Genomic DNA, 21,333 nt, shown 5'->3' on the forward strand with positions numbered 1-21,333 from the left:
TAAAACATAATGTTTTACGAGCTTTTTCTTATTATTGCACTTGTTCTAAGCCATTTGGAGTAATCTTGAAGGAAATTTCTTTAAACTTTTTCTTATCTCCTTTTCCAACTAACTCACTATTTTTGTACCAAATTAAACGACCTGATTCGGTATGATACACTTTCACTACATCTCCATACTGGAATGAAGTTCCATTTACTTGTTCAGCAAAATTCTTTGAAGTTTCTTGCCCTTCTGCTGTTACATGTTTTTTCTCCATTCCGTTTTGATCATATAGCGTAATTCCCATATATAATTCATTCTTAAAGTATCTATGAATTTGTTCATTTGTATACGTCACATGTAATTTCTGATCGTCATGATTTACCGTTACAATAGAACGGATAACGTCACTAAGCCCTTGGTATACAAAACTGTCTCCATACGTTACTTCTAATGATACTTCTGTTACTTTCTTATTTCCAAATTGATCTTTCGTTTCTACTTTCACTTGTTGTTCACCGATTTTTGATGTATTTGGTTTTTCTACAAATCCAACTACTTCTCCATCTTTCACGTCAACAAAGTTTTTTGCGTCTAACTTCTCAATATCTGTTCCTACTACTACTTGTTGCGGTTTCGCTGTTACTTCTTGCAACATATCCATTCTCTCAAAGCCTTTTTCTGTCACTTTGAAGAATAGTTCTTTTGCCCCTTTTTCCTCACCTTGACCAGTAAGGGTATTATTTTGATACCATTTCAAACGATCCGGTTCTACGTGGAATACTTTTACTACATCTCCATACTCGAATTGCATACCATTCACTTGCTTCGCAAAGTTCTCTGATGTTTCTTGTCCCTCTGCTGTTACATGTTTTTTCTCTTTTCCATCTCGATCGTATAACGTGATACCCATGTATAGCTCTTTATTAAAATACTCATGAATCTCGCTATCCATATCAGTCACATGGAATTTCTTCTCTTCGTGCTTTAAAGTTACAATTGAAGCAATATCATCGCCATATCCTGCGTATACAATACTATCTCCATAAACTACTTCTACAGGTACCTCTGTCACTTGCTTATTCCCAAAACGATCTTTCGTTTCTACTTTTACTTGTTGTTCACCAATTTTTGTTGTATTTGGTTTTTCTACAAAACCTACTACTTCACCGTCTTTTACTTCAACAAAAGCTTTTGGATCTAGCTTCTCAACGTCTGTTCCCACTACTACTTGTTGTGCTTTCGCCGTTACTTCTTGTAAACTACCTTTTAATTCAAAGCCTTGCGGAGTAATTTTAAAGAATTTTTCTTTTTTATTTTTAACTTTCCCTTGATCTGCAAGTTTATTATTTTGGTACCATTTCAGACGGCTTGGTTCTGCATGGAATACTTTCACTACATCTCCATATTCAAAATCCACTCCATTTAGTTCAGCAAATCTTTTTCCAGTTTCTTGCCCTTCTGCTGATACACGTTTCTTTTCAATTCCATTTCGATCATATACTGTCAAACCCATATATTCTTCTTTTTCAAAACGGTAATGTATTTTATTACTAGTAAAGTTTACATTTAATTCTTTTTCATTGTGACGAAGCGTCACTGTTGACATTACATCATTTGAAATTCCTTGAAAAATGATACTGTCACCATAAATACCATTAACTTGAACAGGAATTGAATTTTTATTTCCCTTCTCATCCTCAATTTCTACTAACACTTCCTGTTTTCCAGCGTCTAATTTAGACCATATAATCTTACCTGTTACTTTTACATTCTCATCTAAATTTTGAACAAGTTTACCCGCTTTTTCTTCATCAAAATTCGTACCAACTACAAGGTTTTGTACCTCATTAGCAGGTTCACCATACGGAACTTTATACGGTTCAACTTGCTTCTCGCGAATATCATTACTATCTGTAGCTTTCCATATTTCTTTTTCTAATTTAGGTAAATTTAATTTTTCTATTTTTTCTCTAGTCTCATCACTTGGAGTTAATCCCCATTCTTTAAAGAATGGAACTAAATTTTGTCCTGCCACTTTTGATGTCATATAAACAAACATTTGCTTTTTCTCTTCATCAGAAGTAGGCATTTCACTCTGTGGTAACAAACGATAAGCTTGATGTAGCCTAGGATAGAAATGTTCTCCATACACTACATTTAATTGCCAAAACATCGTAAGCGGATTAATTTCATCAATTACTCTTTCTGCAATAGGTCTTTTTAAATACTCAAATGATTTTTCATAATGTTCTTCCATGTCTAGTTTATTCCCTAATGCTTTTTGTACTGCTAAAGAATAAATGTTGACTGTTACTTCCCCAACAGCATCCCAGTCCCACGGCCTTTGTTGATGTAAGTGTCCAACTTCATGCCATGGTCCCCATCCATCCTTTTCAAGCACTTCTATATCTAAAACTCTATTCATTGCGCTTGGAATATACCCTGTATGATAATTTGTCGCAAACATAAAGTCATCTTCATCAGGATTCCGTTTTTCAACAAACTGAACGTAATGATTTGGAGATTTTGTAACCCCAACACCGTCTTCAGATAATCCTGCTACTGCATTTTCCAAACGAATAATCTTATCATGTAATTTCATTAACTCTATCGGGTTTGTGTTTTTCATAAACTTTTGTATAGAGCTCGGACTAGCAGTAACTAAACTTCGCTCACCTTTTAATTCAACCGCATAAGGATCTTTATATTTCTTTAACATTTCATCCCAATCTTTTTTCGTATGCTTACCTAAAATAAATAAAGGGAAGTGACTACCACCATTCGTAACTGAAGCTGTTACTTCTCCTTCGTTATTCATATTATAAAAATATAATATGCCGCCTCTTGGAGATGAAATAACATTTTCCCCTGGTTTTAAATCAAACTCTTCCGGGTCCTTTTCATCATAAGATCTCGTTCCAATAAAAGCTTGAATAGACTGCGTTCCTTTTATTTCAACTGTAATTTTTTCATTTGCCTCTGCATAAATTCCAGTCGGTTCATTAACAGAAAGGTCAAAAGTTACTTTTAATCGTTCTGTTTCCTTGTCTATATCCCCTTTTCCAGGTACCTGGAACGTCCTTTGCTCAAATTTGTTCTCTTCCAAATTCCCATCTTTAACCTCTTCCAAAGGTGCCGCATATCCTTTCGATGCTTCGAAAGCTACTGGCGATAATAATGTTGATATGCATATTCCAGCTACTAATACCCTACTACTCTTTTTCTTCGACATAATCTGTGTCCCCTGTTCCTTTATTTAGAGAAACTATCCTATATATATTCATCTAATAAGACATCCTATTATTTTTATAAAAATATTTAGCGAATAGACTAACACCTCGCGCACCTGTATCATTTACTACCCCATTTCTCTCCATGTATTCGCTTTCTTATATTATAAAAATTTTTATATACTGTATTCTCCTCACTTCTCTCTACTTGTGACGAGTTCTCTCTACATAAAAAGAGAATAGTAAAAGATATATTTTCAGTATTGTCATCTATACATCTAAAGTTGTAAATAACGATATAATCTTACATTTTCTTCATATATGACCATCAATAGGTAGTTTTTCCAACTGAATTTTACACGCTTTATACTTTGTTTGATAGCCTTTTCAATTAGAATAATGTTACAATTTTGTGAATATAATCATTTAATCTAGGCGTTAAGATTTTCGTATATTATATTATTTTAAAATAATATATGTGTTACATATCCTTTTCCTTTCCATGACCTACTGATGATAATGCCTTCACCTTCAGACGAAAAACACTATTCGGGTCCACTTCAGAAAGATACTAATCTTCCGGACAGGTTTTTATTAATCCAGCATACGTTTCATTATAAATCCTTTTCCATGTAACCATTCATCTTCAATTTCACCAGTTAAATGGAAGCCTATTGATTCATATAACTTTTGTGCAAGTTTATTCTCTGGATGTATGCTTAAATACATAACTTTGCAATTATATTCTGTGTTAAAATGGTCCATCAACAAACGTAATAATGGTTTTGCATACCCTTTTCCTTGACATGCACTGTCGATTACAAATTGATTTAAATATACAGCCTTTTCTTCTTCCTCAAACCAGCCATACATTGCATATCCAATAGGTGTATCACCATCATATAGCCCTACCGAAATTGCATCTTCTTTATATTTTGTTTCAGCATCAACTAAACAATTTTCAACTGTACTTTCAATAAATTTATGCTGTTCCTCTGTTACTTTTAACTTAGCAATTTCATGCCGATTTTCTGTCGTTATTTCACAAATACGAAGTTTCATTTTTTATCTCTCTCTCTCATTTCTTGTTTTCATTATACCGTACTGATCAAAATATTCATGCTGGTGATGCAAGAAATCCGAAGCATGCAAACAAGAACATATATTTTTCTCCATAATTTTCTTTCACTTAAATTTAGTCCTTCAAACAATATCCCCACTCGATTTTCTAATATAATAATTTGATATATATACACATTGAGTCCGAACGGTAAAAGAAAACTAAGTCCTCCCCACCACCAAGACTTTTCATACTTATACAAAAGAGTCGCTATGTAGATTCGTGAAGTGAAAAGAAATAGAGCAATCGCTATAAGTACTAGCGGTAACATTAAAATATCTTTATCGATTATAATCCACTCCTTTTTCTATCTACGAATAACCACCAAACGATACATTGTAAAAACGTCAACCATATAATGAAAAGTATCGAAGATCCATTCAGTGCATATGCAAACTGCTTTACTAAAGATAATGGCTCTGTAAATAAATGAACTGCAAAAAAGCATTGGCCGTGTGCCAATGCTTTTTCATTATCTCTTTTGATTCGGTTTATGTGGTTCATTTGGAGTATGTGGTTTATTATTTTCATGACCATTTGTTGTTTTCCAACTTACCGATAACTCCGGACTTGTTTTTTCTTCACTACGCTCAAGTAATACAACTGCATTTTGAATAGTCGGTGTCCCTTTATGTGCAATCCCTTGTAACTTTGTTAAATTTCCTAATACTTTAAAGCTAAACCCACCAGCTGGTGTTTGTTTCGGAATTAAGATGCGGAACTTTTCTCCTACATTAAATTCCGTTTTTGCTTCGCCCTTTTCATTTACAAATTTCGCGCCTTCTGGTGCACCTGTTGCTTGCACTTTATATGTTCCGCTTTTCGCATTTGTTTCTACTGTATATAAACCTGTTTCAAAGAAATCATTTTTCAACACTGCTTGTTGTTCTTCTGACGGTATTACGCTCATCGTAATTTCTTGTAATTCTTCACTAGCACTTGCTTTTGCAACGATATCTTTCGTTACCTTTTCTACATTTTTATTACGGAAATCTAAATCATTAATATCAATTTGTTTTAACGCATTCCATACTGCAAGCTGCGTTGCATAATGTGCCTCTCTCCAATCAGAAACACCTAATTCTTGTGGACTCTTTTGCGGATACCCATTTAACAGTACACGGTATACATTAATATCCACTTTGCCCATTTCCGGTAAATCTTGACCGCTTGGAGATTTCAAATCTACATTTAAGCAAAAGGCAATTTTTCCATCTGCCGTTTTAATAAGCTCTGTTCGAATTGGTTTCTTCTTTGACCTACTATAACTCCAATCCATTTCATACTTTGTATGATCCATAACTTCTGCAAATGCTTTTTGAAGTGGGAATAACACAAATAACACACTTAAAAACACAGCTAAAAGTTTGAACGATTGCTTTATATTCATATTTACAGCCCCTTATAACAAACTTAATACTAAGTAGTATTTAATTAGAAAATATTTTTATGCACAAAAAAAGAGTGCATAAAAGCACTCTTTTTTCTTTCTTACTTTAATCTTAGAAATCGAAGTTATCAGGATCTGGACCAACGCGGTGATTTTGGTTTAATGCATCGATTTTTTCCATATCTTCTTTTGTTAATTCGAAGTTAAATACATCAGCATTTGCAATAATACGGTGTTCTTTCGTTGATTTTGGAATTGTAATTACTCCATTTTGTAAGTCCCAACGTAAAATAACTTGCGCTGTTGTTTTGCCGTGTTTATCAGCAATTTCTTGTAATGTTTCGTTATCTAATAATTGACCTTGCATAAGTGGTGACCATGCTTCCATTTGAATACCTTGTTCTTTACAGAAAGCTTGTAATTCTTTTTGTGTTAAACGAGGGTGGTATTCCACTTGGTTAATCATTGGCTTAATTTCTGCATCTTTCATTACATCTTGTAAGTGATGAATTTGGAAGTTACTTACACCAATTGCACGTACGCGCTCTTCTTTATAAAGTGTTTCTAGCGCTCTCCATGTATCTTTATATTTTCCTTCTACAGGCCAGTGAACAAGGAATAAATCTAAATAATCTAGTTCTAATTTCTTTAAGCTCTCTTCGTATGCAGCAATTGTTTCATCATATCCTTGGTCTGCATTCCACACTTTTGAAGTGATGAATAAATCTTCTCTTGAAATACCAGTTGCTTCAATACCTGCACGGATTCCTTCACCTACAGCTTTTTCATTTCCGTAAATTGCAGCTGTATCGATGCTGCGGTATCCTGCTTTAATTGCCGCTTTTACAGCTTCTACAAGTTCTGGTCCTTCTTCTACTTTAAATACACCTAAACCGAACCAAGGCATTTCTACACCATTATTTAATACTGCTTTACTTTGTAAGTTTTTCATTTTATTTTCTCTCCTTTATTTTGCTTGATCTCTTTTTTCTAATGTCATACTCCATGCTGTTAAAATAACAGCAGCTACTACCATAATGCCGCCTACCCAAGCAGTATGGATTAATCCTAATGAATTCGTTACAAGACCACCTATATAAGAACCTAAAGCAATTCCTGCGTTAAATGCGGCAATGTTAATTGCTGAAGCAACATCAACAGCACTTGGAACAAATCTCTCAGCCAAGATAACGACATACACTTGTAGCCCTGGAACATTCATGAATGCGAATAGTCCCATGAAAATAATTGTGATTAATCCAGCTACTTTAAATGGCGCTGTAAATGTCAAAACAAATAATATAATCGCTTGAATAAAGAACATGTAAAATAGCGCTCGAATCGGATTATGATTCGATAACTTTCCGCCGACCATATTCCCTATCGCAATGGCGATTCCATACACTAATAAAATGATAGTAACAGTACTTGCTTCAAACCCTGTTACTTCTTGTAATAGCGGTGATAAATACGTAAATGTTACGAATGTACCGCCGTATCCAAGTGCAGTAATAATGAAAACAAGTAACAGTCTTCCATTTTTAATTAGTTTGAATTGATCACGAAACGATACAGGTACACCATTTTTTAAATTAGATGGGACTAGAATGCTGTTTGCGATAAAAGCAATAATTCCAATTACAACAATCGCCATAAATGACGCTCTCCAGCCAAATTGTTGTCCAATAAAGGTACCAATTGGCACACCTGTAATAGTCGCAACTGTTAATCCAGTAAACATAATCGCAATTGCACTAGCACGTTTATTCTCTGGTACAATCGCAGCTGCAATTGTAGATCCTATCGACATAAACACACCATGTGCAAACGCAGCTACAATCCTTGCGATAATTAATATAGTGAAGCTTGTTGCTAATGCCGCAATACCATTACCAATAATGAAAATAACCATAATCCACATTAATAATGTCTTTCTCGACATACTAGCCGTTAACGCTGTTAAAACAGGAGCTCCTACTGCCGCCCCTAACGCATATAGGGAAACAGTTAAACCAGCTGTTGTAACCGAAACATTTAAATCTTTTGAAATGGATGGTAATAAACCGACACTAATAAATTCGGTCGTACCAATCCCAAACGCACTAATTGCTAGTGCTAATAAAGCAAACATACTTCTTCGATTCGTCTGAACTTCCGAAGATGGTACTGTATATGAACTCAATTGAATTCCTCCTTATTACAAGAAATCCAATCATAATAGTGCGATAAAAAGGCCCTTTTATCTTCTAAAAAATATATTTAATCTCTACAAATGCTATTATGAATGGTTTCATTCTTTTTTTGAAGAACGCACTTTAAAGTACTATAGGCACCAAAAAGTAACATAGTCACTTCTCAGTACCGTACTACTCATTTGCTTCTCACATGTGCTATTATGAAACATATTTAACATGATAAAAAGTACGTACTTTAAAGTGCTATAGGTACTAAAAAGTAACATTTGTATGATTTAACTTATTTCACTCACAAAAGGAGGGTTTCATATGAAGAAATACAATATTCCTGTAGAGGCGACCTTAGAAGTTATCGGCGGCAAATGGAAGGTTGTTATTCTTTGTCACTTAACGAAAGGTACAAAGAGAACGAGTGAACTAAAACGTTCAATGCCTGGTATTACACAAAAAATGTTAACGCAGCAATTACGCGAATTAGAAGAAGACGGAGTTATTCAAAGAAAGGTATACAATCAAGTACCACCGAAAGTAGAATATTCTCTTACAGACTACGGTTGGTCTTTAGAATCCATTCTTGATTCCCTTTGTACTTGGGGCGAATGCCACCTTGAAAAAAGCGGTAACACATCGATGCTAATTACAGAAGGTGAACAATAAAAAAAGGAAAAAATGAACATAAATTTGTCCATTTTTTCCTTTTTTTATTTATATATACGTACATTTCTAACCTTAACAAAATAATTTATGCGCTTTCACGCCTTGTCAGTACTACATTATACGCTTAATATCAAATAATTAGGAATCATTTTTATGTTAACATAGGTGTATATAGTATATAATATAGGATATATATTATATACACTTTCCGATAAAGGAACTTTCCATTATGCGGACAAGCCATGTATCGGACAGTTCATAAATAATAGGTAGGACATTATGGTTTTGGATTTATGATTTCAGCTTACTTGCTGGCATAAATTTAAAGGCATTTTATTGTGCTTTGTGAAACTTTGTATAAAGTTTCGCAAACGTTTACTATCTTACCTATCAAAAATAAGAGTATTGCTATCGTAAAGGAGAATTGGAGATGCCAGAAACTATGACTCAAACAAAGCCAGAACAAGAAACTGTACAAATTTCTGCTAGCCAAGGACAACTTGATGTACTTGATCAGTTGTTAAAACCTGAGGTACAAGAATCATTAACTACACTAGTAGAACAGCTTCCAAAATTAACTGAGCTTGTTAATATTTTAACTAAGTCTTATGACTTCGCTCAAACTGTTGCTACTGATGAAGTATTAAAAAGCGACACTGTTAGTGCAATCACAGAGCTTGTAGAACCTGTAAAAGATACAGTGAAAGGCATGGCTGCAACTGCTATCGAAGCAAAAGATCGTGCTGACGAAAGCAACGAAGTTATCGGCCTGTTCGGTCTATTAAAGTTACTAAAAGACCCACAAGCACAAAAAATGTTCCGCTTTGTGAACGCATATCTTCAAATTAGTGCAGAACGTAACAATAAATAAGTTAACTTATAACAACAATTAGTAAAGACGGGGGATATCATACTATGTCAAAACAAATTGTCATCTTAGGCGCTGGTTATGGCGGTCTTCTTGCCGCTTTAAACGTACGTAAATATTACAGCAAATCAGAAGCACAAGTTACAGTGATTAACCAATACCCAACACACCAAATCATCACTGAACTACACCGCCTTGCAGCTGGTAACGTCGCTGAGCAAGCAATTGCAATGCCACTTACAAAGCTTTTCAAAGGTAAAGACATCGATCTTAAAATCGCAACAGTTGAGTCATTCTCAGTTGATAGCAAAGAAATTAAACTAGCTGGTGGCACTACTTTATCTTACGACGCACTTGTAGTTGCTTTAGGAAGTAAAACTGCTTACTTCGGTATTCCAGGACTAGAAGAAAACAGCATGGTATTAAAATCTGCTGCTGATGCAAACAAAATCTACAAACACGTTGAAGACCGTATTCGTGAATACGCGAAAACGAAAAACGAAGCTGATGCTACAATCGTAATCGGTGGTGGCGGATTAACTGGCGTTGAGCTAGTTGGTGAGCTTGCTGACATTATGCCTAAACTTGCAAAAAGCCACGGCGTAAATCCAAAAGAAGTTAAACTTCTTCTTGTTGAAGCAGGTCCAAAAATCCTTCCAGTATTACCAGACCACTTAATCGAACGTGCAACTACTAGCCTAGAAGCACGCGGTGTTACATTCTTAACAGGTCTTCCTGTAACAAACGTTGCGGGCAATGAAATCGACTTAAAAGACGGTCAAAAACTTGTTGCTAACACATTCGTTTGGACAGGCGGCGTACAAGGTAACCCATTAATCGGTGAATCAGGTCTTGAAGTAAACCGTGGCCGTGCAACAGTTGATGCATACCTACAATCTACTTCTCACAAAGACGTATTCGTTGCTGGAGACAGCGCTGTTGTCTTCGCTCCAGACGGACGTCCATACCCACCAACTGCACAAATCGCTTGGCAAATGGGTGAGTTGATTGGATACAACTTATACGCAGCACTAGAAGGCAAAGCATTCGAAGAGTTCGCACCTGTAAACTCTGGAACACTTGCTAGTCTAGGACGTAAAGATGCTGTTGCTACAATTGGAGCAAGCAATACTCCACTTAAAGGCTTACCAGCATCATTAATGAAAGAAGCAAGTAACGTTCGTTACTTATCACACATTAAAGGTCTATTCAGCTTAGCTTACTAATCTGAATATAAGCCCGAATCATGCCCTGCATGGTTCGGGCTATTTTTGTCCGTAATTTTCTCTAACTTATTTATTCGGCAGAAGAATATTATAACCCTTTTAATTATCTAAATTTACTGATTATTTTATGTCTAAATTATGTATATGAAAAGATGGAAGTATTCTTCCTACTCCCATCCTTTCACACAAATTATTCTCCTAACTTCACTAAGCTGTAGTTCTTCTTCCCTTTACGAATAATAATAAATCGTCCATCAAATGAATTTTCTACAGTAACATCTGTATCCACATCCGTTACTTTTTCGCCATTCATCGAAATAGCTCCATTATTAATATCCTCACGTGCTTGTCGTCTAGATGGCTCAATTCCTAAATCAACTAGCCATTCTACGATGTTTTTCGTCTCTTTTGAAGACTGGAATGTTGGCATCTCTTTAAAACCTTGCTCAATTTCATCAGCTGTTAACGATTTAATATCTCCGCTAAATAACGCTGCTGTAATCTTCTCAGCTTGCAGGAGTGCCTCTGCTCCATGAACGAATTTCGTCATTTCTTCCGCTAATACTTTTTGCGCTTCACGTCTATGAGGCTCTGTTTCTACCTTCACTGCCAATTCATCAATGCGCTCTTTCGTTAAGAACGTAAAGTATTTCAAGTATTTCACTACATCACGGTCATCTGTATTCACCCAAAACTGGTAAAATTCAAATGGTGTTGTTTTTTCAGGATCAAGCCAAACTGCACCACCTGCTGATTTACCAAACTTCGTTCCATCTGATTTCAATAATAACGGAATCGTTAATCCGAATACTTTCGCTTCGTGCCCTTCTAACTTACGAATTAAATCTAAACCACTCGTAATATTTCCCCATTGGTCACTACCACCAATTTGCAGTTGAACATCTTCTTTCGTGTATAAATGATGGAAATCCATCGCTTGCAAAATTTGGTACGTAAATTCTGTGAAAGAAATACCTGTATCTAAACGACTTGCTACAATATCCTTCGCTAACATGCTATTAATGCTAAAGTTCTTCCCGTAATCACGTAAAAACTCAATAATGTTTATTTCATGTGTCCAGTCGTAGTTATTTACCATCTTCACTTCGCTATTTCCGCCAAAATCAAATAGCTTTTTCATTTGCGCTGTTAACGCATCCACATTATGCTGAACTACTTCTAACGTTTGAAGTTGACGTTCTGATTGACGTCCGCTCGGATCACCAATTGTTCCTGTTGCCCCACCAATTAAAATAACTGGATGATGGCCAGCTAACTGGAATCTCTTCATCATCATAAACGGAATTAAATGTCCAATATGCATACTATCACCAGTCGGATCAACTCCGCAGTATAGTGAAATCTTTTTCTCTTCTACTAGCTTACGTAAACCTTCTTCATCAGTCTGTTGATTCACAGCGCCGCGCCATTCTAATTCATCAATAATATTCATCTTTTGTCATCCCCTTTATTTTTTAAAACAAAAAGTCCCTATGTCTATGACATAGGGACGATTATTCACCGTGTTACCACCCAGTTTGTATAAATAGCATAGCTACTCATACCACTCTTAGCAATAATATCGATTGCCAATCCGCTTAGCATTACCTAAGATACTCCAGAGTGTAATTCGCAAGTTTGTTTGTGCTAGGTTCCAGCAACCCCTAGCTCTCTCGTTAACAGTGACAAACTGCTACTGGGCTCTTTCAACGTATGTTATTTGTTAAATTATTAGCCATTATATTGAATTGAAAACAAATTGTCAACAATACCCAAATATTATTTTAAAATAATTCATACTTTTATACGCTTTTAATTCAAAGATTATTATAGATCTTCTCCAATAATCCTTACTTCTCGCTCTAACTTCACGCCAAATTTCTCTTCAACAGTCTTTTGTACAAAGTGAATTAAATCGATGTAATCTTGTGCTGTTCCGTTATCAACATTCACCATAAATCCAGCGTGTTTTAAAGAAACTTCCACTCCGCCAATTCGCTTACCTTGTAGTCCTGATTCTTGAATCAATTTACCAGCAAAATTATTTGGTGGACGCTTAAATACACTACCACATGAAGGGTATTCTAGAGGCTGTTTTGACTCACGTTTAAACGTTAAATCATCCATTTTTTCTTTAATTTCTTCACGCACACCTTCTTCAAGCTCAAATCTCGCTTCAAGAATAATGTAATGGTTGTTTGCAAATACACTCTTACGATATCCAAATTCAAATGCTTCTTTCGTTAAAGTACGTAACTCTCCATCACCTGTCATTACGACAGCTTCTGTTAATACAAACGATACTTCACCGCCGTATGCGCCAGCATTCATATATAAAGCTCCGCCAACTGAACCTGGAATACCACAAGCAAACTCAAGACCCGTTAAATTATGATCTAATGCAATACGTGATACATCAATAATTGCTGCACCACACTGTGCCACAATCGTCGTTCCTGTTACAGTCACATCTGTAATGTGAATTAAACTTACGGTAATCCCACGAATTCCACCATCTTTAATAATGACATTCGATCCATTTCCTAAAAACGTAACTGGAATATTATATTCGTTAGCATATTTGATAACTTCTTGAATTTCATCATAATTTGTCGGCGCAACGAACACATCTGCTTTTCCACCAACTTTAATATGCGTATGATTCTTTAACATTTCATCTTGTTTCACATGACCTTCAGGCAATACCGTACTTAAATATTTATAAACCTCTTGCATATTCATTTTACGATTCCTCTATTTCTATATTCTTTTTATCCCGTTATACGGGCCCATAATATCCCCACATACATGAACGAACCTAAAGTGGTGGATACAGTGTACCCAAAATCAATTCGAGACACCTATAAACCTCTTAATTTATAAGAGGTGCCACTCATATTAAAATATATATTGCATAATAAAGCAACCCAAATGGGCTACTAAACTTGACATGTCATCAGAAAGACAACAATTTGTAAAATATATAACTTTTTCAAAACACTATCCTTCAGTATCTTACTATACCATACGAAAATAAAGTGGTATTTTTTTGTAATCTTTACTTTATTTTCATCAATAAAAAAGATGCTTTTACATAGGTAAAAGCATCTTTTTTATTACTTATTATAATTTACTTTTCGTTCTCTTCTTTTTCCTTATCAAACCATAATAGCTCATCGTCATCAACTTCACCATTATAATTGATTAGAATCTCTTCTCCCGCTTTTATATCTTTGTAAGCAAAGAAGTTAAACGTGTGATTCTCAAAGACAATATCATACGTTGCATTCGGATTATATGCATGATTAAATAACATGCCGTATCCTAAAAGGAATGCTGTATGATTTACCCCATACTCAAATGCGTAGTCAGCAAGTAACGTTTTCTCAATGTGTTCATGCTGTTCATTCGGATAAGAGATAACTGGTGCTGAGTGAATCAACTCACCCTTTTTAATATCACGAGTTGCAAATACACCTCTATTAAATTCTCCATCACTAAGTTCAGAAGTCTTAACTTCGATCATATGCGTCACCTATATAATTCTTTCTTTGAAGTATTTTAATTCCGCTATTTGCGGGGTTCAACTAATAATCAGTAGCGTATAGCCCCACTAATTAAAGTCTCACTTTATCTCCTTAAGCTTGGCAGAAAACTCAAAGAAAAGCAATTAAATTCCTATTAAGTATTCGTTAAAATGAAAAAGAGCACACATAGTGTGCCCTTTTCAATCAATATTACTTTTCTAAAATATCTTCTAGTAACTTCACTTGCTCGCTAACAGTATGCAACGTCTTCACCGATATATCATTTCGATGTTTTTCTTCTTCCACACTTGCTAACACTTCTTCTGTAGCCGCAGAAGTTTGCTGAATTACATTAGAAGCATGTGTAACATCCTTTACGATATTCGTCGTTTTAGCCTGGAAATTTTCTTGATGAACAACAATCTCTCTCATTACATCATTAATTGCATCAATAAACTTCCCTAAATCCGTTACATTTGTTAAAACGCTTGCTAGCATTTCATTACATTCTTCTTGTACTCTTTCTGATTTTTCTACCTGCACTTCCACCTTGCTTGCTTGATTACTAAACTCCTTCAAAATCCCTTGAATTCTTCCAGCTGAACGATTCGATTCTTCAGCAAGCTTTAATACTTCATTCGCTACAATAGCAAACCCTTTTCCATGTTCTCCTGCTCTTGCAGCTTCAATATTTGCATTTAAAGCTAGCAAACTCGTCTGACTTGAAATATTCGTTATTACATCTACAATTTCATTAATTTGCTTCGATTGCATCATTAAATCTCTAAATATAATTCCCGATTGTGAAACAACATCATTTAAACTTCTCATGTTAGCTTCAAAATTTCTTAAAGTATTCACACTACCCTTTGAAATCTCTAAACTTTCATCAACACGAATTGATGCATTTCTTACTTGAGAGATGATTTGTTCAATATTTCCTTCCATATCATTCAATACTTCTACTGAACGTGACATCATCTCTGATTGTGATTGCGTACCAACTGCCACCTCTTCAAAAGCGAAATTAATTTCACTCATCGACTCCATTGACGTATTCATATTTTGTCTTAAATGATTGAAATTACTATCTAACTTCACAACTGTTTCTTCAATAAGCCTTTGCGTCTCTTCTAGCTCCTGAGCTTTTCTCATTACTTCTTGCTTCTCATCACTTAAACGAGCTAGCAAATTAGAGCCAATCTTCGTTACGCCCCACATTGCGATCGTTACGATTGCTAACAAGCTTGCGAAGTTTGCAGCTTCAGATGCCGCTGTATAAGCAAAAAATTGCTCCGGCCAATAACTACAAAGAATAAATGTGATAACAACCGCCACTCCACCGAGAATGATAACGAGACGTTCACTTAAATAAATAAGTGAAACTGCTAGTGTAAAGTAGATCATTTGAAATACAGCTGGGCTTTCATTAAATGCTTGTACCATAATGAAAGACATAATAAGCAACATAAATGTCATGATATACTTATACATCGCTTCCATGCTTTCTATAAAAGTAAAAAGCGTTCCAAATACAACGACAGAAATGCCACAAGTCCAAAACGCTATTGCTCTCTCTGTAAAGATATATCCGTAATACCCAATCGCGATTATTCCAAGAAAGAAACTACAAATCGTAATGAACAGCAATAAATGATTTTTCTGTGATTCTTTCTCAAGGTTAGAAAAACAAGTTCTCTTTAACCACTCCATATATGAAGCCCCACCTTCTACTTATACATATCGATTACTTCAGCTTAAATACCGCACTTACTGGGTTATGATCGCTATTTTCAAACTTTAAATCTTTCCCTTGTACATTTACAATTTCCACATTCGGTGAAACGATAAAACCATCAATAATCGTGACAAAGTTTTCACCTTCCACATACTTCTTCACATCATCTCTCACCGTCATAACAGATGGATCTACAGCCCACTTAAAGCCACCATCAGTAAAGTCCTTCGGTAACTCCACTAACCACTCAGGACGCTCTTTCACAAACTTCGGATCACTTAATTGAACGTTAGAAAGTAATTGATTCCAATCTCCGCCCATTATTACGTAATCACCATTTTCATAATGTTTGTTCATATATTCTTTTAAAAACTCTACTTGCTGTTTTCTAATTTTCCCGCCTTCATCATACGCAGACAAATGTAAATTTACGAGTCTCACAAACTTCCCATTATTAACAGGTATCTTATGCTCAACAATCGCTCGATCTAAATCAAACAAACGCTTCGGCCAAGGCTCCATTCCAGGAAGCTGGAACCTCTGCGCTGTTTGAACTGTATATTTAGAAAACGTACTTAATCCAGCCTCCGCATATCCCATTGGACTTGTAATTGGTACAGGGACCCATTTTGTATCATAGTTCTTTCCGAACGACAAAGCATAATCAGGTAATCCTTTTTTCAAAAATTCATGCCCATTTACATCAAAAGATCGCATTGATTTTATATCAACTTCTTGTAATAACGTAAAATCACTATTCTCATTTTGTAAAAACGAAAGCATTTTCTTTAAATTCGTTTCCGTTTGCTCTTTACTACTTGAACCAGAACCTTTTCCACCATCCATAAAGAAGTCTTGATCCTTATCTAATCCAGCATATCCAATATTAAATGTTGTAACTTTAAATTCATTTCCTGTCGCTAATACGCGCTCTTTATTATTTTCCACCTTCAAACTTATAACATCAGCAGGCTGTTCTTTAGTAAGCGTCATATACGCTAAAAAACCACCTACAACTCCCACCCCTACTAAAATACATATAAGTACTATTTTTAATAATTTCTTCAAATAAACGCCCCTTTTCTAAAACACGCAACTTAATTATCTTTATTTTCAGTTAAATAAAACTGAATGACAGACATACGAAATATTTTATCACATTGAAAACCTTATATCACTATATTTAGTTTATAAGTAATAATTCTTGCTCTTACATCAGCAAAAAATACAAAATACCCCAACTTCTTCACTGGAAATCAAACGCGATGTTTAGTACACTATATGTAATAATCATAGGCGATGGAGTTCGCCATAACTGCTGCTTAGCTAATGACTCCTACCAGTATAACTACTGGTAGGAGTCTATTTTTTTGAGCAAGCTATTTAAAGAGGTGAAGAAATTGATTTATATTATCGTTGGCATAGCCGGTATATTAGGAGCCCTTTCTCGCTATTATTTAGGTCTTACTATTCATACTTCATGGAATCATTCATTTCCGCTAGCCACATTGCTCATCAACTTACTCGGCTGCTTCCTATTAGCTTGGCTGACTACGTATATCGCTCGGCGAAACATCTTACCGTCAGAAATTATCACAGGCATTGGGACTGGATTCATCGGTTCTTTTACGACGTTTTCAACATTTAGTGTAGAAACTGTGCAACTAATCCATCTTTCTGAATGGGGTACGGCTTTCTTATATGTATCATGCAGTATACTTGGTGGTCTCATTATGTCTGGTCTTGGCTATACACTAGGTGATTTCTTAATTAAGAAACACCTTACGGATGGTGATCACTTATGATAGAAGCTTTATTAGTGGCAACAGGTGGATTTTTCGGTGCTATTACACGATTTGCAATTAGTAATTGGTTTAAAAAAAGAAATAAAACTTCCTTTCCAATTGCTACATTTCTCATTAATATAACAGGCGCGTTTTTACTCGGATATATAATTGGAAACGGAGTCACTACAAGCTGGCAATTATTATTAGGTACTGGATTTATGGGTGCCTTCACGACATTTTCAACATTTAAGCTAGAGTCCATTCAGCTCTTCAATCGTAAAAATTTCGGCATACTATTTCTATATTTAAGTACTACTTATATTATTGGTATCCTTTTTGCATTCCTTGGAATGAAACTAGGCGGAATATAAAAAAAGAAAGCGACTCTTATCAGTCGCTTTCTTTCATAAGAAGTATGTCCCGCCATATGGAATGGAAAATAAACCCGCTGGATGCACATCGTAATGTACAATTTGCATCGGAGGCTGTGAGTACGACATATACTGTCCTTGCATCATTTGTGCAAAATATGCTTGCTGCTGCATTTGAATCGCTTGATTCACAGCATGAATTGTCCCCTGTGCTCCTGCCAAAGTAATAGCCGATCCGACTTGCCTTTCAGGATAACAATAATGATTCACCATGATTCAGCTCACTTTTTATTTTTCTTCCTTATCGTATGTTTCTATTTCATGGCAAGTGTTTTATTACGCTGTCTTTTTTCGAAGCACCGAGAAAAGAGCCACACACAAAATCGCAACAATTCCAGTGAAAGTAAATAAATATGCTAACGGAATGAAGTAAAATGGTTCCACTAACGTTCCATCTCGTTTTACTTCCGAACCAATTACATTAAACATAATGATGCATAACACTCCTAAAAATATTGGACTAGAAGCTAATAAATATTTTTTCATCATAATCTCTCCTTTTTATACTCTAAGATTGAAAATTTAACCACTTTGATCTATTACTGTTTTTTCAACCTTGAAGTAATAAATCCAAATAACGAAATACCAATACCACTAAAGAACAGTAAATAACTTATTGGTACTAGGAAAAAGTAAGGTTCTATAAGCAAACCAGTTCCATCCATTTTACTAGTTGCACCGTGTATGAATAAACAAGTAGCTCCTAATGATATCAATACAATTGCTAATAAATATTTTTTCATAATATATTCTCCTTTGATTTCACAATTAATTTATCTGCATTCCTTTTTACTATTCTCAATACCATCATAATAAGCCCGCTAACATTTTAAGTCAACAACTATTTATTGTTTTACAATAAATAGTTGTTGTTAAACATAATAAAAAAGGCTATAGACAATGATTGTCTATAGCCTTTTCACTCCATTATTTCGTTCTAAAATATTCCTTCTGGAACATGCACATTCTTATCGCATTATGGTAGTTGCCATCAACGAAAAACTCGTCGAGAAGTTCCCCTTCTACCATAAATCCAACCTTTTTATAAACGTGTACAGCTTTTTCATTCTCTTTATCGACAACTAAATATATTTTATGCATATTTAATACAGAAAAAGCGTAATTCATCGCTAAACGCGTCGCCTCTGCTGCATAACCATATCCTTGATAATTTGGATCAATAATAATTTGGAATTCTGTTCTACGGTGAATATAATCGATTTCCACTAACTCGACCAATCCAACCATCTCATTATCTTTCTCAACGATAAATCGGCGTTCACTTTGATCATGTATATGTTTATCGTATAAATCCTGCAGCTCCACAAATGCCTCATACGGCTCTTCAAACCAATACGACATAATATGGGCATTATTATTAAGTTCGTGTACAAACTTTAAATCTTCCCGTTCTAAAGGACGTAACCTTAATTCCTGACTCATTGCTATAACCTCCAAGTAAAAGAAACCTCTTCACTTAATTTCTCAATTTTTTTCAATTTCAAACGCCCTATTTACATTGTAAACTTTCAAGTAACTTGAAGGTCAAGATATAAAAAAGTAGTGCAAACTTATGTCTGCACTACTACTCTTTTCTCAAATCTCTCATATTTGATATGTATAAAGCAATGACTAAAACAAGAATGGATCCCGCATATAACAACGTCTCCATCGGTTCCTCATGAGATACGATAATTAAACGAATTAACGCCGTAATTCCGATATAAATAAAATAACGTAACGGGAAATGATAATTCGACTTAAAATACTTAATAATCAATGCGATGAACTCGAAGTATAAGAAATAAACGATGATGCTCTCAACCAATTTATACGATGTATATTCCTTTGTTGAAAATATGTATTGAATAAATGTAATCGTCTCGTTAATTAAAAAGATCGATAAAACAATGGACAATATAATTAACGCTATATTCAATATCCACTGTAAAACGCTAGCTATGTAATGATCGATATTAAACTTCATTTCACACTCTCCTTCACGTAAATACTTATTTATTATAGCAAAATTATGATTGAAGCGTAGTTAAATCATATATTCGTCCCTTGTTGTCACCTGTGTGGGGGATATTCATTGTTTGGAGGAGTCTATGAACTGTTGCACTTGATTGAACATGGAGAAATTCCTTTAACTGCATATTTGTACAAGTTCCACTAATAAGAAGTACATAATCATGTATGGCATCCTCATGTGCTACTTTAGAGATAGCTTTACAATTTGAACAATACCACCCTTTTTTTAATTTCAACATCGGCATTATAGAGCATACCTCACATCGTACGCCGTTTAACAATTCTCCTTTTTTGATTTTAAACTGTTCAAGGATATTTTGCTGTAATGGAGTATGATGCCTTACTATTTGACAAATAAGATCGTCTACATTTTTTATAGTTTTTTTCTTATATTTACTCTCAAACCATTTTATTTTATGAGGTAAATTTGCACTGTGGATAATTTTATTGGGGAGATTATCGTCTGAAGCTTTAATAATAGTTCGTGGATTACTAATAACAACGAGTGATTCAATCGGAAAACGAGAAAACCCATTTAAACTTAACCATTTTCTAAACTGTTCCTCTTGTCTTTTCACTTGTAAAATTGGATCTGGAAAGCCTTCTGAATTCCCCTCTGATATTCTAATAAGCTGATTAAACTTTGAATCAAATAGTAACGTACCTGCTATATTTTTTATTTCGAGGAAAAGAAGAAAATATGCTGAAATGATAATCGTATCAATTTGAAAATGGTGATTTTGATCGAACAACCTTATATCGTGCAAAATACTATATGTTTCTTCTGGCAAAAAACTTAGTGGATAATTGATAGCTTGTTCACCTTTGTAACCTGCTTTATGCTTCGCTAAACTTTCTGCAACCATATCCCGTTTCGGATGGTGAGCAGGTAATCTTCTAGATAACGCTTCTAATTGCCGTAAATACATTGGCATTTGTCGTTCTTTCACAATCATCTTTAGCCCTCCTCAAAATATATCAACGATTTTTCAAATATATCTATCATAACTCACAATATATCAACGATTTTTTCAATATATCAACGATTCGACATAGAATATCGACTTACCGACAAAAACCGACACAACATGCACCCATAAAATCCTATACACAGTATAGCATCACATCTAAAATCGCACTGTAAG

Annotated in this window: 21 protein-coding genes, 1 riboswitch and 1 other annotated feature; of the genes, 5 read left to right on the top strand and 16 right to left on the bottom strand. The window is 34.8% G+C overall.

The genetic code is table 11. From position 1 onward, the window contains the following. Nucleotides 1-31: 31 nt before the first annotated feature. The 5 genes from DN389_RS06225 to DN389_RS06250 form a co-directional block, all read right to left on the bottom strand. A complete protein-coding gene (locus tag DN389_RS06225) occupies nt 32-3,217 on the bottom strand; it encodes a putative mucin/carbohydrate-binding domain-containing protein (protein ID WP_149236917.1) in 3,186 nt (1,061 codons plus the stop codon). Between the two features lie 592 nt (nt 3,218-3,809). After that, nucleotides 3,810-4,277: a GNAT family N-acetyltransferase gene (locus DN389_RS06230; protein ID WP_149236918.1), complete on the bottom strand. Its 468-nt coding sequence runs from the start codon at nt 4,275-4,277 to the stop codon at nt 3,810-3,812. Between the two features lie 530 nt (nt 4,278-4,807). Continuing rightward, nucleotides 4,808-5,725: a thioester domain-containing protein gene (locus tag DN389_RS06240; protein ID WP_098189377.1), complete on the bottom strand. Its 918-nt coding sequence runs from the start codon at nt 5,723-5,725 to the stop codon at nt 4,808-4,810. A 112-nt stretch (nt 5,726-5,837) separates the two neighbouring features. Beyond that, nucleotides 5,838-6,677 (bottom strand): aldo/keto reductase, encoded by an 840-nt coding sequence (locus DN389_RS06245; protein ID WP_000793530.1) that lies wholly within the window; start codon nt 6,675-6,677, stop codon nt 5,838-5,840. 15 nt (nt 6,678-6,692) lie between these two features. After that, nucleotides 6,693-7,856: an MFS transporter gene (locus DN389_RS06250; RefSeq protein WP_179874282.1), complete on the bottom strand. Its 1,164-nt coding sequence runs from the start codon at nt 7,854-7,856 to the stop codon at nt 6,693-6,695. 373 nt (nt 7,857-8,229) lie between these two features. Between DN389_RS06250 and DN389_RS06255 the strand changes: the two genes are divergently transcribed. The 3 genes from DN389_RS06255 to DN389_RS06265 all read left to right on the top strand — a co-directional run bounded on the left by DN389_RS06255 (nt 8,230) and on the right by DN389_RS06265 (nt 10,671). Next, the gene (locus DN389_RS06255) at nt 8,230-8,577 is read left to right on the top strand and encodes a winged helix-turn-helix transcriptional regulator (protein ID WP_098189375.1); all 348 of its coding nucleotides are present in this window, start codon (nt 8,230-8,232) and stop codon (nt 8,575-8,577) included. A gap of 430 nt (nt 8,578-9,007) precedes the next feature. Beyond that, nucleotides 9,008-9,448, top strand: coding sequence for a DUF1641 domain-containing protein (locus DN389_RS06260; RefSeq protein ID WP_001115312.1), 441 nt, complete (start codon nt 9,008-9,010; stop codon nt 9,446-9,448). A 44-nt stretch (nt 9,449-9,492) separates the two neighbouring features. Further along, a complete protein-coding gene (locus tag DN389_RS06265; protein WP_000043194.1) occupies nt 9,493-10,671 on the top strand; it encodes an NAD(P)/FAD-dependent oxidoreductase in 1,179 nt (392 codons plus the stop codon). A gap of 190 nt (nt 10,672-10,861) precedes the next feature. Here DN389_RS06265 and tyrS read toward each other — a convergent pair whose 3' ends face one another. The 5 genes from tyrS to DN389_RS06290 all read right to left on the bottom strand — a co-directional run bounded on the left by tyrS (nt 10,862) and on the right by DN389_RS06290 (nt 17,004). Continuing rightward, nucleotides 10,862-12,124, bottom strand: a complete 1,263-nt coding sequence (gene tyrS / locus DN389_RS06270) for a tyrosine--tRNA ligase (RefSeq protein ID WP_001021111.1) — start codon at nt 12,122-12,124, stop codon at nt 10,862-10,864. A 50-nt stretch (nt 12,125-12,174) separates the two neighbouring features. After that, nucleotides 12,175-12,390: a binding site (T-box leader), on the bottom strand. 108 nt (nt 12,391-12,498) lie between these two features. Then, nucleotides 12,499-13,413, bottom strand: a complete 915-nt coding sequence (gene murB, locus DN389_RS06275; protein ID WP_001057099.1) for a UDP-N-acetylmuramate dehydrogenase — start codon at nt 13,411-13,413, stop codon at nt 12,499-12,501. A 388-nt stretch (nt 13,414-13,801) separates the two neighbouring features. After that, nucleotides 13,802-14,197 carry an SET domain-containing protein gene (locus tag DN389_RS06280; RefSeq protein WP_000573650.1) on the bottom strand — a complete coding sequence of 132 codons (396 nt, stop codon included), beginning with the start codon at nt 14,195-14,197 and terminating at the stop codon, nt 13,802-13,804. A 211-nt stretch (nt 14,198-14,408) separates the two neighbouring features. After that, nucleotides 14,409-15,911: a DUF4077 domain-containing protein gene (locus DN389_RS06285; protein ID WP_088123714.1), complete on the bottom strand. Its 1,503-nt coding sequence runs from the start codon at nt 15,909-15,911 to the stop codon at nt 14,409-14,411. Nucleotides 15,912-15,945: 34 nt separating this feature from the next. Further along, entirely contained in the window at nt 15,946-17,004 is a 1,059-nt protein-coding gene (locus DN389_RS06290) for an endonuclease/exonuclease/phosphatase family protein (RefSeq protein ID WP_000734850.1), read from the bottom strand. Nucleotides 17,005-17,222: 218 nt separating this feature from the next. Next, a riboswitch (Fluoride riboswitch) is annotated at nt 17,223-17,282 on the top strand. A 54-nt stretch (nt 17,283-17,336) separates the two neighbouring features. On the opposite strand from DN389_RS06290, the gene crcB (DN389_RS06295) reads away from it, so the two are divergent. Further along, nucleotides 17,337-17,741, top strand: coding sequence for a fluoride efflux transporter CrcB (gene crcB, locus DN389_RS06295; RefSeq protein WP_179955885.1), 405 nt, complete (start codon nt 17,337-17,339; stop codon nt 17,739-17,741). Continuing rightward, nucleotides 17,738-18,094, top strand: a complete 357-nt coding sequence (gene crcB, locus DN389_RS06300) for a fluoride efflux transporter CrcB (protein WP_000568598.1) — start codon at nt 17,738-17,740, stop codon at nt 18,092-18,094. Before crcB (DN389_RS06295) ends, crcB (DN389_RS06300) begins: the two co-directional genes overlap by 4 nt. Nucleotides 18,095-18,127: 33 nt before the next feature. Here crcB (DN389_RS06300) and DN389_RS06305 read toward each other — a convergent pair whose 3' ends face one another. The 6 genes from DN389_RS06305 to DN389_RS06330 form a co-directional block, all read right to left on the bottom strand. After that, nucleotides 18,128-18,367, bottom strand: a complete 240-nt coding sequence (locus DN389_RS06305) for a DUF3947 family protein (protein ID WP_046955610.1) — start codon at nt 18,365-18,367, stop codon at nt 18,128-18,130. A 63-nt stretch (nt 18,368-18,430) separates the two neighbouring features. Beyond that, the gene (locus DN389_RS06310) at nt 18,431-18,643 is read right to left on the bottom strand and encodes a DUF3955 domain-containing protein (RefSeq protein ID WP_097857045.1); all 213 of its coding nucleotides are present in this window, start codon (nt 18,641-18,643) and stop codon (nt 18,431-18,433) included. A 50-nt stretch (nt 18,644-18,693) separates the two neighbouring features. Continuing rightward, nucleotides 18,694-18,900: a DUF3955 domain-containing protein gene (locus tag DN389_RS06315; RefSeq protein WP_088123718.1), complete on the bottom strand. Its 207-nt coding sequence runs from the start codon at nt 18,898-18,900 to the stop codon at nt 18,694-18,696. Nucleotides 18,901-19,081: 181 nt separating this feature from the next. Continuing rightward, nucleotides 19,082-19,597 (bottom strand): spermidine N1-acetyltransferase, encoded by a 516-nt coding sequence (gene speG / locus DN389_RS06320; protein ID WP_098109904.1) that lies wholly within the window; start codon nt 19,595-19,597, stop codon nt 19,082-19,084. A 142-nt stretch (nt 19,598-19,739) separates the two neighbouring features. Next, nucleotides 19,740-20,141 (bottom strand): phosphate-starvation-inducible protein PsiE, encoded by a 402-nt coding sequence (gene psiE, locus DN389_RS06325; RefSeq protein WP_000671178.1) that lies wholly within the window; start codon nt 20,139-20,141, stop codon nt 19,740-19,742. A gap of 43 nt (nt 20,142-20,184) precedes the next feature. Beyond that, nucleotides 20,185-21,144 (bottom strand): nuclease-related domain-containing protein, encoded by a 960-nt coding sequence (locus tag DN389_RS06330; RefSeq protein WP_149236920.1) that lies wholly within the window; start codon nt 21,142-21,144, stop codon nt 20,185-20,187. Between the last annotated feature and the right edge of the window lie 189 nt (nt 21,145-21,333).

The organism is Bacillus sp. AY3-1 (genome assembly GCF_008368785.1).
Classification (GTDB): Bacteria; Bacillota; Bacilli; order Bacillales; family Bacillaceae_G; genus Bacillus_A; species Bacillus_A wiedmannii.